This is a genomic window from uncultured Olegusella sp. (genome assembly GCF_947253395.1).
GTDB lineage: Bacteria > Actinomycetota > Coriobacteriia > Coriobacteriales > Atopobiaceae > Olegusella.
The window spans coordinates 1-16,684 of record NZ_CAMXYY010000030.1; the positions used below are offsets into that span (position 1 = coordinate 1).

General features: G+C 47.7%; 16 protein-coding genes and 1 pseudogene. 2 read left to right on the top strand and 15 right to left on the bottom strand.

The genetic code is table 11. The features are described 5' to 3' along the window. The first annotated feature begins 290 nt into the window (after positions 1-290). The gene (locus tag Q0X25_RS04005; protein WP_298579181.1) at positions 291-611 is read left to right on the top strand and encodes a heavy metal-binding domain-containing protein; all 321 of its coding nucleotides are present in this window, start codon (positions 291-293) and stop codon (positions 609-611) included. Between the two features lie 75 nt (positions 612-686). On the opposite strand, the gene glpK is transcribed toward Q0X25_RS04005, so the two are convergent. The 10 genes from glpK to Q0X25_RS04055 all read right to left on the bottom strand — a co-directional run bounded on the left by glpK (position 687) and on the right by Q0X25_RS04055 (position 12,796). Beyond that, positions 687-2,186, bottom strand: a complete 1,500-nt coding sequence (gene glpK, locus Q0X25_RS04010; RefSeq protein ID WP_298579182.1) for a glycerol kinase GlpK — start codon at positions 2,184-2,186, stop codon at positions 687-689. 142 nt (positions 2,187-2,328) lie between these two features. Continuing rightward, positions 2,329-2,886, bottom strand: coding sequence for a hypothetical protein (locus Q0X25_RS04015; protein ID WP_298579183.1), 558 nt, complete (start codon positions 2,884-2,886; stop codon positions 2,329-2,331). A 161-nt stretch (positions 2,887-3,047) separates the two neighbouring features. Next, entirely contained in the window at positions 3,048-3,983 is a 936-nt protein-coding gene (locus tag Q0X25_RS04020) for a class B sortase (protein WP_298579185.1), read from the bottom strand. Then, positions 3,984-5,084: a hypothetical protein gene (locus Q0X25_RS04025; RefSeq protein WP_298579186.1), complete on the bottom strand. Its 1,101-nt coding sequence runs from the start codon at positions 5,082-5,084 to the stop codon at positions 3,984-3,986. Positions 5,085-5,142: 58 nt separating this feature from the next. Continuing rightward, the gene (lepB, locus tag Q0X25_RS04030) at positions 5,143-5,712 is read right to left on the bottom strand and encodes a signal peptidase I (protein WP_298579187.1); all 570 of its coding nucleotides are present in this window, start codon (positions 5,710-5,712) and stop codon (positions 5,143-5,145) included. After that, positions 5,712-8,459: a VWA domain-containing protein gene (locus Q0X25_RS04035; protein ID WP_298579188.1), complete on the bottom strand. Its 2,748-nt coding sequence runs from the start codon at positions 8,457-8,459 to the stop codon at positions 5,712-5,714. Before Q0X25_RS04035 ends, lepB begins: the two co-directional genes overlap by 1 nt. Before the next feature lie 163 nt (positions 8,460-8,622). Further along, positions 8,623-9,651: a helix-turn-helix transcriptional regulator gene (locus Q0X25_RS04040; protein WP_298579189.1), complete on the bottom strand. Its 1,029-nt coding sequence runs from the start codon at positions 9,649-9,651 to the stop codon at positions 8,623-8,625. A gap of 15 nt (positions 9,652-9,666) precedes the next feature. Further along, on the bottom strand, positions 9,667-10,011 hold the full coding sequence (locus tag Q0X25_RS04045; RefSeq protein WP_298579190.1) for a DUF1667 domain-containing protein: 345 nt from the start codon (positions 10,009-10,011) through the stop codon (positions 9,667-9,669). A gap of 2 nt (positions 10,012-10,013) precedes the next feature. Beyond that, entirely contained in the window at positions 10,014-11,345 is a 1,332-nt protein-coding gene (locus tag Q0X25_RS04050) for an NAD(P)/FAD-dependent oxidoreductase (protein ID WP_298579192.1), read from the bottom strand. A 5-nt stretch (positions 11,346-11,350) separates the two neighbouring features. Beyond that, positions 11,351-12,796, bottom strand: a complete 1,446-nt coding sequence (locus Q0X25_RS04055) for an NAD(P)/FAD-dependent oxidoreductase (protein ID WP_298579193.1) — start codon at positions 12,794-12,796, stop codon at positions 11,351-11,353. A gap of 544 nt (positions 12,797-13,340) precedes the next feature. Here Q0X25_RS04055 and Q0X25_RS04060 point away from each other — a divergent pair. Further along, entirely contained in the window at positions 13,341-13,760 is a 420-nt protein-coding gene (locus Q0X25_RS04060) for a hypothetical protein (RefSeq protein WP_298579194.1), read from the top strand. A 171-nt stretch (positions 13,761-13,931) separates the two neighbouring features. On the opposite strand, the gene Q0X25_RS04065 is transcribed toward Q0X25_RS04060, so the two are convergent. The 5 genes and pseudogenes from Q0X25_RS04065 to Q0X25_RS04085 all read right to left on the bottom strand — a co-directional run. Further along, positions 13,932-14,156, bottom strand: a complete 225-nt coding sequence (locus tag Q0X25_RS04065) for an IS3 family transposase (protein WP_298579195.1) — start codon at positions 14,154-14,156, stop codon at positions 13,932-13,934. Positions 14,157-14,306: 150 nt separating this feature from the next. Further along, a complete protein-coding gene (locus Q0X25_RS04070) occupies positions 14,307-14,645 on the bottom strand; it encodes a type II toxin-antitoxin system PemK/MazF family toxin (RefSeq protein WP_298579196.1) in 339 nt (112 codons plus the stop codon). Further along, positions 14,642-14,914, bottom strand: a complete 273-nt coding sequence (locus Q0X25_RS04075) for an AbrB/MazE/SpoVT family DNA-binding domain-containing protein (protein WP_298579197.1) — start codon at positions 14,912-14,914, stop codon at positions 14,642-14,644. Before Q0X25_RS04075 ends, Q0X25_RS04070 begins: the two co-directional genes overlap by 4 nt. A 236-nt stretch (positions 14,915-15,150) precedes the next feature. After that, positions 15,151-15,459, bottom strand: coding sequence for a 30S ribosomal protein S10 (gene rpsJ, locus Q0X25_RS04080; protein ID WP_021734654.1), 309 nt, complete (start codon positions 15,457-15,459; stop codon positions 15,151-15,153). A gap of 43 nt (positions 15,460-15,502) precedes the next feature. Next, a pseudogene (locus tag Q0X25_RS04085) lies at positions 15,503-16,642 on the bottom strand (elongation factor G); the annotation flags it as partial. Positions 16,643-16,684 lie beyond the last annotated feature (42 nt).

Sequence of the window (16,684 nt, forward strand, 5' to 3'; positions counted from 1 at the left end):
TATTTGGGGCGCACCCCCGTTTTATGCTTGCCGACTTCGAAACTCGAACCATCTTCTGAGGAGGCCCCATCGTTTTACACAGATGGTTCGTCTCTCGAGCCAGCGGAAAATGTGACCTGCGGTTTTATGCTTGCTGACTTCGAAACTCGAACCATCTTCTGAGGAGGCCCCATCACTTCGCTACGAAAGCTAAATCCGTAAAAAACAATTTATTAAGCTAAGCGTAAGAACTACGAAAGCTACATCCATAAAATACAATTTATTAAGCTAAGCGTCAGAAGGGAACTGCCATGATTATCACCACAACGCCCAGCATTGAAGGACACCCTATCAAGGAGTATAAAGGTCTTGTTTTTGGGGAGGTCATTGCAGGCATCAATTTTGCACGCGATTTTGCTGCAGGCATCCGCAATCTTATTGGAGGCCGCGTTGCAGGTTATGAAGAAGAACTCATTGAAGCACGTGAAACCGCTCTTGCCGAGCTGAGCGAGCGCGCCCTTGCAATGGGTGCCACTGCTGTTGTTGGCGTGCGCTATGACTATGAAGCTCTCGGTGAGGGCGGCACTATGCTCATGGTAACCGTCTCGGGTACAGCAGTAGTAACCGAATAGCTTTAGTTGTGTGCCGCGGCGCTTTGATGTGGCAAGCATGCGAAGCAACGAGGCCGAGTTTATAACTCAAGGCCTCTATGCAGGCTGAATCCATCCGCGGCTGCGCTCAACTGCACGATGCCAGCCATCGACCAGCCATTGCACGTGTGCTGCATCCATCGCCGGATCAAAGCGATGGCCCAGGCTCCATCGTTGCTTGATGTCATCAAGACCATCCCACACGCCTGTGGCAAGCCCCGCTAAACAAGCAGCACCCAGTGCCGTTGTCTCAAGGATGCGTGGACGCAGGGCCTGCTTGCCCAAAATATCAGACTGGAACTGCATGAGAAATGCATCACGAGTAGCCCCTCCATCAACACGGAGTGCGGTCAGCGGCGAGCCTGTGTCAGCCTCCATCGCATGCACTAAGTCAGCAACCTGATACGCAATAGCCTCATCAGCTGCACGAATGATATGGTCGGCGGTTGTACCACGCGTAATGCCAACTATTGTGCCGCGCGCATACATATCCCACCATGGCGCCCCAAGACCAGTGAAGGCTGGCACCAAATATACGCCGCCCGTGTCAGGCACGTTTGCAGCACGTTTGCCTGTATCGGAGCTATGGCGAATAAGGCCAAGGCCATCGCGCAGCCATTGGATCAACGACCCACCCACAAATACCGATCCTTCAAGCGCATAGCTTGTCTTGCCATCAATCTGGCAGGCAATAGTAGAAAGCAGACCATTTTCGCTGGTTATGACCTTGCCACCTGTATTCATCAACAAAAAACAGCCGGTACCATAGGTGCATTTTGCATCACCTACATCAAAACAAGCTTGACCAAAGAGCGCCGCCTGCTGGTCGCCAGCCATACCTGCAACGGGAATGCGCTGACCCATAAAATCGGTGTAACCGTAAATTTCACTGTTGGAACGTACCTCGGGCAGTAGCGCGCGCGGAATATCAAGAGCACGCAAAATTGCATCGTCCCAGTCAAGGCGGTGGATGTCATAAAGCATCGTACGGCTTGCATTACTCACATCGCTTACGTGTACCGAGCCGCCCGTAAGTTTCCACACGAGCCAAGAATCAATAGTGCCAAAGGCAAGCTCACCACGCTCGGCGCGCGCCTGAGCACCAGAAACATGGTCTAAAATCCAGCGGATTTTGGTTGCAGAAAAATAGGCGTCAGGAAGCAGACCTGTTGTGGCACGAATATGCTCTTTCATGCCTGGTTGGCGCACTAATTCATCAACAATCCCCGCCGTGCGACGACACTGCCAGACAATAGCGTCATAGATGGGTTCTCCAGTCGCGCGATCCCAAATAACGGTTGTCTCACGCTGATTGGTGATACCAACTGCAGCAATACAGGAGGGGTCAATACCCGACACCGCAACGGCTTCGTTCATCGTGCCAATCTGACTTGCCCAGATTTCACGTGGGTCATGCTCAACCCAGCCTTCTTCAGGAAAAAACTGCGTGAACTCACGCTGCGCCATACCAACTACCTGCTGGTTTTGGTCAAAAACAATACTCCTACTAGAGGTTGTTCCCTGATCAAGAGCAATAACGTAGCGCAAATCAGACATGACAGTCCCCTCGTGATAGGTGCGTAGTCAAATATGTATGGCGTATTTCCATTATAGAAAATACGCCATACACTCGATCGTAGCTCCCATGCGAACGGTAGAGCCTAACTACTGTAAGCTAAATTTTTGAGTATAAAAAACTCTATTTTTGATCACGTCTGCGACGACGGTCTACAACACCAATTACGATGAGCACCACGCCAACAGCGCAAATTGTAGCACTCATTTGAATAAGCCCCCATACAGCATCGCCTGTCTGAGGTAGCTTTATGCCAAAGATGCTAAGGCGTTTACTAGGTTTTTTAGGCTGCTCTACGCCTTCGTAGGAATGGGTATAGACAATACTTTCGGGTTTCTCCCCTTTTTCGTCTTTAATCTCGACCCAGCCTACTCGTAGGCCTGCATCTCCATCATTTTCGATAGCAACACGAATACGATATACACCATTATCGACACTCAAAATGCCCTTGCCCTCAAAAGGCTCAGTTGTACAACGCATCTGGTAGCTATATACCCCTGTCTTTGGAAAGATTAGGATGTCAGAGCCAGTCTGTGTGTCATCTACTGTCAAGGTAAATGTTTTGCTTTGATTGCCAGACAGTTCAAAGACGCAAGAGGAGCCTGGACAATTGATAGGTAACGGCGCATTCTCCTCCGCAATCAACTCATAGCTGAAAGCTAGGTCCAAATCTTTAGGCACGTTTCCTTTTGTCGTAACACTTTGACGTATTGTTAACGCCTCAATTGAACCATCGGCATATGCCTTTGTCGCGGGGGAAAATATCGCCAACATCGTCAGGCATAGGACAAATAGCTGCATAGTAAAAACAGAGCTTAACGTTTTTTTCTTTACTCTGATTTTCATGACAGTTCATCCTCTCTTGTCTGACGGATCTTTTTGTCTCGCTTACGTGTGGGAGCGCCTACGACCCACGCAAGTAGCAGAAATACCAAAAGTCCCAAGCCAATTTTTGCCCAGAGGGCAAGTCCTTTACCAACTGTTCCGCTCAAACTACGCTCTACGCTTTTTTCGATGTAAGAATTATCAAACGTTCTGTCCACAATCTTTGCGATAACAACATGACGATCATTAGTACCCGATCCGCAGGTAGACAACACAAGTATGTGATCATCACTACTTAGCGCTCCCTCAGTCCAGTATTTGGCTGCTTTCTTGAGATAGGCAAGAAACTCTTCTGTAGCTGGAGAAACTCCTACCGTAGTGCTATAAACCACCTTGTCGTAAGCATCCACAAGCAAATAGGCGCATACTTCTACACCATGATTTTTGCCGCCAAAATAGATGTTTCCAAAGCGATATTTGTTAAAGTATGTAGCGCCTCCATACTTATCTAGGTCCCCAAACATAAGAGAGTTTTCCATGTGGTGCCCAAAGATAATTGTGCTTGGTGCAGAGAAATCCCGTTTACAGCGAAAGTCCAAGAAAAGGGAGCCTGATAGGGCAAACTTTCCCATAGGATTGACATTAAGATACTCGCTATTGTTTGTACCTTGAACAAGAGGATAATCAATGCCTGTCCCATATAAGGTCAACCACCCCAACACATCCGGATTTGCGGTAACCAACTCATCAAAACTTGGATCATCGTTTGTTTTGGGACGATATGACTCGTATTGCTCGCTATCTGCCTGTGTTACCACTCGGTTGTTGTCTAGTACTGCATATGCTGTAAAACAAAGTACCAGCATCAAAACAGAGAGTACTACCCCATCGACCAACCAACTTGTAAGTCGAATGACACCGCGCGCCAGCCGACGGGGTAGCTGTTGATTCATTTACTGCTCAAGCTTCCTCTTTGCAGCACCGTAGAGCACTACGCCAGCAATTGCCATGCCGCCCATCAAAATGAAGGGAAGATTGTTGAGCACAAGACCAGTAGGAGTCACGTCGTTGTATGTATTGGTCATCGAACCTTTATTTTCATTTTCACCAATAAGCAAATTAGCTTGTTCTGTAGAATTCTGACCATTCGCAACCGCGCTATATGACTGGTTATAACCATCTACTGCAGTTTCAGAAATAGTGTAGGTGGTGCCCTCAAGTATGCCCTGGAAGGTCACATCAGAAGCATCGTGTGCCTTAAAGGTAAAGGTACGCGTGGTACCACTTGCTGCCTGGGGGGTCACCTCGGCACCATTGGCAACTGCTGTGGTAATGTCATTGAGTACGGTAGCAGCATCTTTCCCGTTAGGCAGAACATCAGGTGCGGTAAATGTGATGGTGAAGTCAAACATCTTGGTCTTATCGCCCTGATTGCCTTCAACCTTCTTATCAATTTTTAGGTCTACATTCTTAGCAGTATCATCATCGGTCTTCTTGGTGTATTTATTCACAAAAGGAATTGCGCCACCACTTTCCTTATTGTCATTCGTTACGCTTGTTGCTTCACCTTTCACGACCACTACAGACTCATATGTTAGGCCATTGTTACCATTGCCTATTGAAACAATGAGCGTATATACCTGAGAGTCATAATCAACCGTGCCTATACCGTTATAAGTATTTGGCGTCTCTTTAATCGTCCAAGCATATATACCTGCATGAGGAAAGGCAGCTTCGCCAGTCATGCCATTTTTACTAAAAACAATACTGGTAGAGCCATTATTATTTTCGGTATTTGTAGCGTTAGTAAGTGTGATGTCATTAATGGTGACATCGGGACCATCCATATATGTCTGTTCATTACCGTTGCCAGTACTCAATGCAACTGGCGTAGCTTCAAACTTAAATGTGGCGGTTACTGTGGTGCCAGGATTAGAATTAAGTGTTTTTTCGACATTAGGAATAGCAGTAACTGCATGAGCGCTCACAGGGGTAAGCGACAAAGCAAGTAAGGCAGCAAGCGCGATACCTACAATCTTTCTCTGTTTCTTCATTTTTTTCCTTTCCATATAGCGCGATATCGCGCGTCCTACCCATCTATGTAAGCGGTCCTCAAAAATTTCTTCTTCGAATGACCGTCATTACCTCGCCTTCAGTACCCGAGTCAATCTCGACCAGACCGTATAGCCTGCTATCTTTTGACTCAGGACGATTGTCACCCATCAAAAAGACCTGTCCTTTATCTACCGTCACTGGGTAGCTAATACCTTTTGAAAATGGCAAGGTTTCGAAGTAGATCCTTTTTTCACTCTGACGATAGCCGTTAATCACCAAGCCATCTTCCGAAAAATCCACCACATCACCCGCTACCGCAATAACCCGTCGCAGCTCTGTTTGCTGCCCATCATGTACCACCACTACATCTCCTGCTCTATAGTCTTTCTGCAGGCGATAAAACACAACTAAATCGCCTTCACGTAGTGCTGGAGCCATACTTTCATCAGGAGCCTGCACGATACCAAAGAAAAATAGAAGCACCATGGCAACAAAACCCACAACAAATGCCAACTTAAGAGCCAGTAAAATCAATTCAACAACTAAAGATGGATTACTTTTTTCTTGTTTAACCATATCTGTGATGAGCTGACTAGTGGGGTCATGAGCTGCAATACGCTGGGGCATCACTCCTCCCGTTTCAGACCGCGATGACGCGTAATAACAACGGATAATATCGAGATTGCTCCTCCAAATGCGATGACCTGTGGCAAAACTGAATTGCCAGTTAGGCTTGTTAAGCCCGTCAGAGGTACATCCATTTTTTCGTTTTTAAATGATACTGTTGTATCACCCAGAAGGGAAAATGTGGCTGTTGTGCCCGTGCCATCCTGTATAGATCCGTTATCAATAGCGTAGGTGGTATTGTAACCATCTCCCGAAGTTTCCGTGATAACTATATTATCGTTGGGCTGCAAAACTACGCCAGCCGGCAGTACTTCTTTGATGCTTTTAGACTCGCCATCTGCAAGGCTAATCTGCGCAGCGTCAAGGATAGTAGTAGAGTCTCGTGTGATAGACAGATGGAAGTTAAACTTTTTCGTCTTATCTCCAAGCGTTCCTGTCACTTGTTTTTTGAGTGTGAGCGTAGGAATCTCACGATTGGTAATGGAAACCGGTGAATCAGGAGCACTCTGACGAATCTGAAAAGTATTAGTTGCAGTATTATATATATTGAATTCAGTTAGATAATCAGCTGCACTCTTACCTGCTGGGTATCCCACTTCCTCTACTGTATAAGTATCTTCAAGGCGAATATTGGTCATAACCTTACGCTCTCCAGCCTTGAGCTGATAAGTTTTGTCATATCCTCGATCACTAGTTATGCGAACGGCAAATACTTGGTCATCATTGTTTGTAACTTCATCGCCATTCTTATCGTAAAGATGCTTTTCAACGATTAATAGAGTGGGATCCACCTTCGGAACAGGGAATGGTTTCTCCTGTTCATTGCCTGTCGCATCAGTATATTTCACTGTTGCATTACCATTAGTCGAATAATTTCCATCCTCACCTTGGGCATTAAGTATGCCGTCATCAATCTCTACTCGATAATGTATCTCGGCATACCTGATATCTGACCCGGTAGCGATAGGCCTAGTCAACGTTCCAATATTCCAGCTAATCTTTCTCGTTGCAGCATCGTAGGTTGCTTCTCCTTGCGACGCTTGAATATCACTTACGCTTCCAATGGGAATAACAAAGCCTGTACCCATCGGATCAGAGACCGAAGCGTCTTTAACGGCGCTATTTATCTTTCCTGCAATCGCTTGGAATATCTCCTGTAATTGATCAGGGGTTGCGGCATACGCCTTATCGGGCGATGCTATATCTCTAAGGATGTTATTACCTGTTGCACCGGCTTCCAATGCAATAGTCCACATAACATAGCCATCATCCTTAGCAAAACCTGCTTCTGCAATAGTGCTATTGCCATGATTGTAATAATTCAGGCCCCACATAGTCGCGCCCCACATAGGGGTATACATACTAGTGCCGTCTCCCACCCTATTTGGGTAAAGAAACGCATTTTCAGGAACTGCAGTACTTGTCTCATAGTGATCACCAACTCGCTGCAGATAGTTTTGAGGCCTATCAATTCTGTAGCTAAATGTCGGCACACCGTCAGAAAGCAGCACGATATGCTTATAGTCTGCGGAAGAATTATCTAACAGCTCTTCTGCTTGCTTAATACCTGCCTGCGTAAAAGTACCACCACCAGGATACAGGCTATTAATGGCAGATGTAAGGCTAGCGGCATTATTCGTAAGCCTCTGATCAACTGAAACGCTAGACGCATAAGATACAACAGCGATACGCGTATATGCACTAGGAAGCAAAGTATTAACAAAATCGCGAGCAGCTTCCTTTGCACTCGACATGCGACCGCCGTCTTGCATACTGCCAGATCGGTCAATAACCAAAACAATATCACTTGTCTTAGAATCGTCTTTACCTTCAATACGAAGGGTTACGTCCCAAGTATTAACCATCCCAGCAACTGGCTCAGCTGATTTGAAGAGCATGACATCGCCAGGATTTTCTGGATGATCTACACCAATTACTGGGCCACTCGAAGTTGTCCCTTCTCTTGCTAGAGCAGATTTATAGCGAGAGAACATTCTAGGTATAATCGCAAGAGGATTTCCAAAATCGGTTTCCGGTAAAATATTCTCCTCGATAGCAACCTGAGCTGCTTTCTCTGGCGCAGCAAGATGATCAGGGTTTTCCCCTATGGCATCCTCATTTGAAGTATTGTTCTGTGAAAGGGAAGCCGTATCATCACTGATACTCCCCCCCCCCTTCCGCGCGGAAGTGTTGGCATCAAACTTAGACGCTATCGCAAAGGTTGAAAGTTGACCAGTCTCGACAATAAGCTTATTTGCATTCGCTTCTTTAGTGGGGATTTTTTCAGTCTTATAACTACCATCGCTATTTTTGCTTACACGCCAAACAAATGCAGCATCATTTTTTAATCCCATTTGGGAGAAAGTAAGGGTAACAGGACTGCTAGGCTGAATTTCTTGTCCCTGAGCCTCAAGTAATGATACTTCAATTATTTTGAGACTACTTATATCTATCTCGTTGGTACCGATGCTATTTGCAATCGCTGTAAGCGATTCTTGTCCATCAAGATTACGTGCCTTAACGGTAGTGCCCTCAGGCAATATATCTCTCGATCCCTCTATGGCAATACTTATACCATCATCCAGCAGTGCGCTTAGGGTTACCTTAGTATCATCTTGTTTGGCCCAAGCTAATGTATCTGCAGAGTGTAGCGACCCGATAACCAAGCAAGCAAAGATAAGGGAAAGGGCACCCACGATTTGTACGATTCTGGTCTTTTTCACTTCGAGCACCGCCTGAAAATTCAATATACAGCCTCTTTTTTTCGCACAAGCTTACCACAACACACTTACACAAATCTCCTTATTACATGAAATACTTTAAAGCAATGAAAAAAGTATGGCCGTTTTATTAAAAAAATGGCTATATTTTCTTCTATAATTTTTTAATTTTTATCAAAATATGAAATTACTACTGACTACTTAACATTGCCTTAAGTTGACTGCGCTTTGTTACGCTTAATTTATTGAATACAATTGATAAAACACGTTTGACTGTACCTAATGAAACACCCATATAAGATGCAATGTCTGCATTCTTCCAGCCGCGTGATGCTAGTGTGGCAATAGACCACTCAACGGAACTAAGTCCAAATTCAGGCACGTTTACCATATACATTTTCATGAGTTTTTTTCTTACGGTGTAATAACGTGAAGATGCATCAACTATTTGGTGATATTCATCAGGGTATGTATCACGCATACATACCTCTACCAGACCAGATAACATACGATGATATATCGACGGAATCGAAATTAATCTATCAGGTAGTATCAGCTCAACTGTGCGTTCAAATTCACGACGAGCATCATCTACTTTATGTAAGCAAATGTACTCAATCGCAGCAAGCATATGTAAGTATGCCTCAGCAATAGGATATTTTTGTTCCGCCAAAGCAAGAAACGAGTCTATAATACCTAATACATATTCATAGCGCTGTTCGACATGCGCTGCGTAAGCCGCACAATAGCCTGAATACATCTGAAGTGGTATTGGCAAGCTACATAGTGCACGAAGCGGTTGAAAACTACGAGCTCCTAGTAAATCAAGGTGTGTAGTAATTTGTGCAGACTGCGCCACAAATGCATACATTTTGCCAAAATACGTGGAAACATCGTAGCTGCCATTTGCCTTATACTGCGCAGCACCACGCTCAATATCGAGAAAGACAGTATGTGACTCTGCTATTTTGTTGTCAAAAAGTAAAGAAAAAGCATGAAAATATTGGGCACAAAGCCTTACTGATGGGTCAGAGGATTGTGTAAGCATTTGAAGCTCTAGCTTTGTCGGCTTCTCAAAGCCGCGTAAAAAATTAAGTTCTGACTCTGCAATACAATGACATTCGTGATGTCCTTCAAGCAAATATTGCTCAACGATTTCCTCGCAATGCCCTGGTTCAAATGCAGCACCCAGTAAAGGAAATAAACATGTCGTATCCATGATATTTCTCTAGCACTACAACGACCGCGTAGCAACAACATCAACCCCCGTGTCACAAACATTGGCAAGCACCACATCGCCCATGCGAACCGGTGAAGTCACGCGCAGATTGCGCAGAGCAGCAACAATATCTGCCATGCGCTCTTTGGGAACTTCAGCAGCAGTTTTGACGGGCAAGGTGGGATGAGCAGCGCCAGCAATCGCTACGGTTGTAGTCACAATGCGTACGGGATGCTGCAGCTCCTGAGGACCATAAACTGCTCCGCGCTTGCAACCATTGCCTGTAACGGCATAGCCGTTTTGCTCGTCTACCTGCAGATGGCAACCCTGGGGACAACAGGTACAAATGACTTCTGTCATAACTACTCCCCCATTTCTTGAGCCGCAAGTCGAAGCGTAACGCCAGCATACGCAGCAAGGTCAGCAGCGCGAAGTTTAACGTGTTCCATCTCACCAGGAGCCATACGCTGACGACGGAAGGTTTTAATTTCACTATCGCCTGCAGACAGACATATTTGACTGCGACCCATTGGCTTGCGTACGCGAAAAGATACGCTTGTCGTCTGTCCTTCCCTCACACGGATACGCTGCGGCAAAACATATGAGATGCCTTCACCTGGCGTCAGTTCGACCACAGACATGTTCTCGGTACTATCCGCCCGACTCTGTACATAAGCTGCCGCACCAGCACCAGCAAGCTCTGATTCTTGACTGACAAAGTCAACAAGATCATGCACCTGTACGACGTTTCCACAGGCAAAAATACCTGGCACCTGGGTTTGCATGTCCTCAAAGACGACAGCGCCACGTGTGCGCGGATCGAGTGGAATATTCGCCTGGCGCGTAAGCTCATTTTCAGGAAGCAGACCGACGGACAGCAAAACTGTATCTACATCGAAGGTCTGCTCGGTACCTGCTATGGGTTTGTTGTCGGGACCAACCTTCGCGACCACCACTTGTTCAACACGGTTGTGGCCACGAATATCCACGATGGTATGTGCAAGCAGCAGTGGAATACCAAAATCGTCCAAGCACTGCACAATATTGCGGGACAGACCACCTGAATAAGGCATCAGCTCGACGACCGCTGCGACCTCTGCGCCTTCGAGCGTCATGCGACGCGCCATAATAAGACCAATATCTCCTGACCCCAAAATGATGGCGCGCTTGCCAACTAGATAGCCTTCCATATTGATATAGCGCTGGGCAGCTCCTGCAGTATACACGCCTGCAGGACGCGTACCAGGAATACCGATGGCGCCACGAGTACGCTCACGACAACCCATCGCCAGGACAATTGTCTGAGTAGTAAGGACGCGGTAGCCCTCAGCCTGAGAGATCAGATGAACATGATGGAGGGGCTTTTCTTTTGTGTCCGTAGCGGTCGTGGACGCAGGCTCCACTGAAAGAACCATGGTGTCGAGCACAACTTCAACACCTGTTGTGGCCACCATATCTTCGTACCGCTCAGCATATTCAGGACCAGTCAGCTGGTCACCAAAACGATGGAGACCAAAGCCGTTATGAATACATTGATTGAGAATGCCGCCCAACTCGCGATCCCGCTCGACAATAAGCACGCGGCGCAGTCCTGCTTGCCAGGCAGCATGTGCAGCCGCAAGACCAGCAGGCCCGCCGCCCACAACGATGAGTTCATAGGGAGTGTGGTGCTGTGTACTTGATAGTGCCTGCATAGCTCTCACTCCCCTCCCTTTGCCAAGGAGTCCAAAACATACGAGCCGTCCTCATCCTGTAGGACCTCCAAGGGACTCATGCCCAGCTCTCGGCAGATGAGTTCAAGGATGCGTGGTCCACAGAAGCCTCCCTGACAACGACCCATGCCCGTACCAGCACGACGTTTGACACCGTCAATCGTGGTAGCTGGGATTTCTTCGTGAAGCGCATGGATGATTTCTGCCTCGGTTACCGTTTCGCAGCGGCAAATAATACGACCATACGCAGAGTCTTGAGCAACGAGTCGCGCGCGCTCGTCAGAGCTCTGTTGAGCAAAACGAATGTGAGCACGGCCATCCTGATAGTCTTGCTTTCTTGCTCCGCGAATATCGCGATGAACAAGCCAGTCACTTGCAACTTCGGCCACCGCAGGCGCACAGCTGAGACCAGGACTTTTCATGCCTGCAAGGTCAAACCAACCAGGAACATCAGGAGCTTCCCCAATGATGAAGTCGCCAGAATCAACATTGGCACGAATGCCTGCAAAGTTGCGAATATTATCTCGAAGATTGAGTTTTGGAATGGAAAGCAAAGCCTGCTGCGCAACAAAGTCCTGACCTGCTGCCGTACAAGCGGTGTTGTCTGCTTGGTCATCAGGCAGAACTTCAGCATCAGGGCCAACAATTACATTACCGTGTACGGTAGGTGCTACCAGCACACCTTTGCCGCGCTCATTAGGACATTGGAACACAACATGACGGACAATGCCTGCTGAGCTATGATCAAGCAGGTGGTACTGGCCACGCGTTGGCGTAATGCGAAAGCGAGGAGCAGCAATAAGGTCGTGGACCTGACCAGCTGCAACACCAGCGGCGTTAATCACACTGCGCGCGCTGATAACACCTTGGGGCACACTCAGCTCAAACGTATCCGCCGATGTACGTTTGACGGCGGTTACCTGAGCGCGAAGGCGCAGTTCAACACCATTGCGCACGGCAACTTCTGCCATGGCAAGCGCAAACTCCCACGGATTGACAATGGCAGCGGAAGGTGCCCAAAGAGCCCCGACAACAGCATCAGATAGCTCAGGTTCTAGCTCATGTGCACGTGCGGCATCCACGAGTTCAATATCTGGCACGCCATTGGTACAACCGCGCTGGTAGAGCGTCTCAAGGGTGGAGAGATCTGCTTCATTAAATGCAACAACAAGACTGCCGCATTGCTCATAACCAACGTCAAGTCGCTTGCAGATATCACGCGCAAGCCTGACGCCGCGCACATTTAGCTTGCCCATCCAGGTGTCAGAGGCAGGATCATAGCCTGCATGAAGAATAGCGCTATTAGCTTTTGTTGTGCCTGCTGCGACGTCGTTTTTTGCTTCCAAAATTACAACGCTTTGGTTGTAGTGCGACAACTCATAGGCGCATGCGGCACCAATAACACCGCAGCCAATGATAGCGACATCGTACATGGCTCCCCCTCACAAGCGCTATGCAAAAGCACGATATAGTGCAGCACTATAATCTGCCATGCAAGCCATACCACTTCTCCACGTTTACTTAGAGCCGTCTTAATAGTGCTCCAATCAGTCGTTTTCTTTGTATACTTAATACTACGAGTGAATACACCTTTTCCGAAGTAGGTATCCCGCCAATGGCTGTTCAATTTCTCGGATTGTGACGCCACATCTATACGAAAATCAAAGCAGTCTCACTCTAGGTATGAATGAGCCCTCTCTTAAGCTTTCATAATTCTCTTCTTTTTTCCACAGAATGATCTATTCTGTACACATCTATTCAATCTGAGTGGAAGGTCCCTCTCATGATTGTTCCCTTCTATATTCTCTATGAGGCCAACGAGCGTCTCAGAGCTACTGTATAAATGCACAGTAACCTGCATATGTCTGTCATATCTCAACTTGATGTCACTACTGCATCGGGAAGCGAATTTACCGTACAAAGCAATTGGTAGAGATATATAAACTTTTTAAATCTATCCTACAGGGAGGTGTTATTATGCGTTGGCCTAAACTTTTTGCTCCATTTGCAATTGCTTTAGCAATTCATTGCTATGCGCTTGCCACAAACGAGTTTGGCGGCACTTCACTCATCTATAGGACGCTTACGCTTATCTCGTGGAACGGACCTGTATCACTCCTACAGATTAGCGAGCTATTACAGCGTTTAATTTGTGTCTACTTTTCCTTTGTAGTATGGGAAGTGCTCAAAGACGAAAATGGTTGGCATCGCATAATAGCCGCCGTGGTACTACCGTACATCTACGCCTTAATTTGCGTAATACCCGCTGCATACATCGCATTGCCCAGTGTTCCTGTGGTGGTACGGTATATCGCTATTGTTGCAGGAATAGCGCTGCTACTGCTTCTTGCCTTAACTTATAATCGCGAGGTCACTAACACTGAATTAGCTGTGTAGACACACGCTCTTTCACTTGTAACTAAGACATCCTGACCACCCGCCTAGCGGGTGGTTTTTTCTCACGCTGCTCACACATACGCATTGATGATTAGTTCACCAAACAGAAAGTAAGAAAAAGCCCGTCTCTTTTTGAACTGCACCCCAAAACTTGGACGACCTAAATAAGAACTACGCTGCAAGGGACTGGTTTCGAAATTCCTCCGGAGTCAGTCCCTTCAGTTTAACCTGCCTGCGCCTCGTGTTCCAAAGGATGACGTACGCATCGAGATCCATCTTGAACGACTCGAAGTCGGGACACTTCCCGCCCCTGAAGAACTCGTCCTTGAGATGCCCGAAGACCTGCTCGGTCGCGCCGTTGTCAATGCAGTTGCCCTTGCGGGACATGCTCTGCACGATGCCGGCCCCCTCGAGCCTCCTCGTCCATCCCGCGTGCTGGTACTGCCTCTGTGAAGCTAAGAACTTGTTATTTAGCGCTATGCATTTGAATGGTTCATAGAGAACTTGCCACATGGTGCGTTGGGACTGCGGTGGTTTTTCTTACATTTAAATGTTGAAGATTGCGCCAATGCCATCAAGTACGTGCGACATCGTTTTTTCGTCAAGCGATCCGCCAAGTTTCTTCGCCAATCTTTTGTGTAAATCAACAGCGCGTAAAGCCTCAAGACAAACCCAGCCCGTCGCTACATTACCTTCTGCAATGGGAATGTGAAGTGGATGCATACTAGGCGTGGAGCTAATGGGGCATACCACCGTAAGGCTTGATAACACGTTGTTAAAGTACCCATCAGAGACAACCAGCGCTGGACGTCTCTTCTGGGGGTCGTGGCCGAGTGTCGGATCGAAGTTGAGCTCAATGAGGTCCCCTTGTTCGAAGAAGCTCATGCAATGACCTCATTACCTACATCGTTGGCAGCCCACTCTTCGCCGATTTTCTTACCCTTCCACCCTTCGGTGAATTCACATAGATCCATGACGCGACTGCGTGCGTACTTTTTAGGCAGGTTCTCACAACGTAAAACTATGGCAGATTTCGATGAGTCGTACTCTATAAGCAATGCATCACCGATCTTTGCTCCAAGCGTATTGCATAGTTCACGAGGTATACGCACTCCTTGGCTATTCCCCCATTTTGTGAGTCTGACTCTTGGCATGCCTACAACTCCCTAGAATGTATATCCTTGTATATACATTCTAGGGAGTCAAATGCACCTGTCAAGACGCCATGCGAATGGCAATCGCTTCTGTAAAGCGTTTAGCACCCAAAATCCCGCATACAAATTCGCTTCTGTAAAGCGTTCAACACAAAAACCCCGCCTCAAAAAGAGACGGGGTTAAACTCTACTTGGTAGGACTAAAGCCTTCTTGTAAGACCCAAGCTCTGTTCTACTTAGAGCTTGATCTCGATATCGACACCTGCGGGAAGGTCGAGGCGCATAAGTGAATCAACGGTAGATGCGCCAGGATCCACGATATCAATCAGACGCTTGTGGGTAAGCATCTCAAACTGCTCGCGGCTATCCTTGTCCTTATGTGGTGAACGAATGACAGTGTAGAGATTGCGCTCGGTGGGCAGGGGAATAGGGCCTGCAACCTTTGCGCCGGTCTTCTGAGCGGTCTCGACAATAAGCTTGGCGGACTGGTCGACGACCTCGTGATCGTAGCCCTTGAGGCGGATCCTAATCTTCTGGCTTGACACTTTTGGTACCTCCATCGGTGAGCTTTATGCTCGGTCGTTGACTTTAAGAAGCGGTGCCGCCGTTCTTGGCGATGATTTCGTCCTTTGTGCTCTTGGGGACAGGCTCGTAACTATCAAACTGCATGGTATAGCTTGCACGACCCTGAGTCTGAGAGCGCAGGTCGGTAGCATAGCCAAACATCTCACCTAGAGGCACCTTGGCGCGAATGACCTTGACGTTGCTGCGATCTTCCATACCTTCAATCTTGCCACGGCGAGAAGAGAGATTGCCCATGACATCACCCATGTACTGCTCGGGGGTCTCGACATCAACACGCTCAACGGGCTCAAGCAAAACGGGGTCGGACTGCTGCAAGGCCTTCTTAATAGCCATAGAGCCGGCAATCTTGAAGGCTGCCTCAGAGGAGTCAACCTCATGGTAGGAGCCATCAACGAGGGTAACCTTGATATCCTGAACGGGATAGCCAGCGATTACGCCGCTCTCCAGAGCTTCCCGGATACCCTTGTCAACAGAGGGAATGTATTCCTTGGGGATAGAGCCGCCAACAGTTGCGTCGATGAACTCGTAGCCTTTGCCCTCCTCATTGGGCTCCATGTCGATGATGGCATCACCGTACTGACCACGTCCACCAGACTGGCGAACAAACTTACCCTGAACATGCTTGACCTCGTGACCAGCGGTCTCACGGTAGGCAACTTGGGGCTTACCCACGTTGCAGTCAACCTTAAACTCGCGGCGGAGACGGTCAACGATAATCTCGAGATGCAGCTCACCCATACCAGCAATGATGGTCTGACCAGTCTCATGGTCGGTATGCACCTGGAAGGTCGGGTCTTCCTCAGCCAGCTTTTGCAGGCCAACGCCCATCTTCTCTTGCTCGGCTTTGCTCTTGGGCTCAACGGCAACGTCGATAACGGGCTTTGCAAACTCGATGGACTCAAGCACGATGGGGTGCTTCTCATCACAAAGAGTGTCGCCTGTCGTGGTGTTTTTGAAACCAACGCACGCAACAATGTCGCCAGCGGAGCACTCTTCGCGGTCAACACGATCGTTTGCATTCATCTCAAGAATACGACCCAAGCGCTCACGACCGCCCTTGTTGACGTTGTAGACATAGCTACCAGCATCGGCGCGGCCAGAATAGACGCGGAAGTAGGTCAGCTTACCCACATAAGGGTCTGTCTCTTATACACATCTGACGCTGCCGACGAAACCTTATGGGTG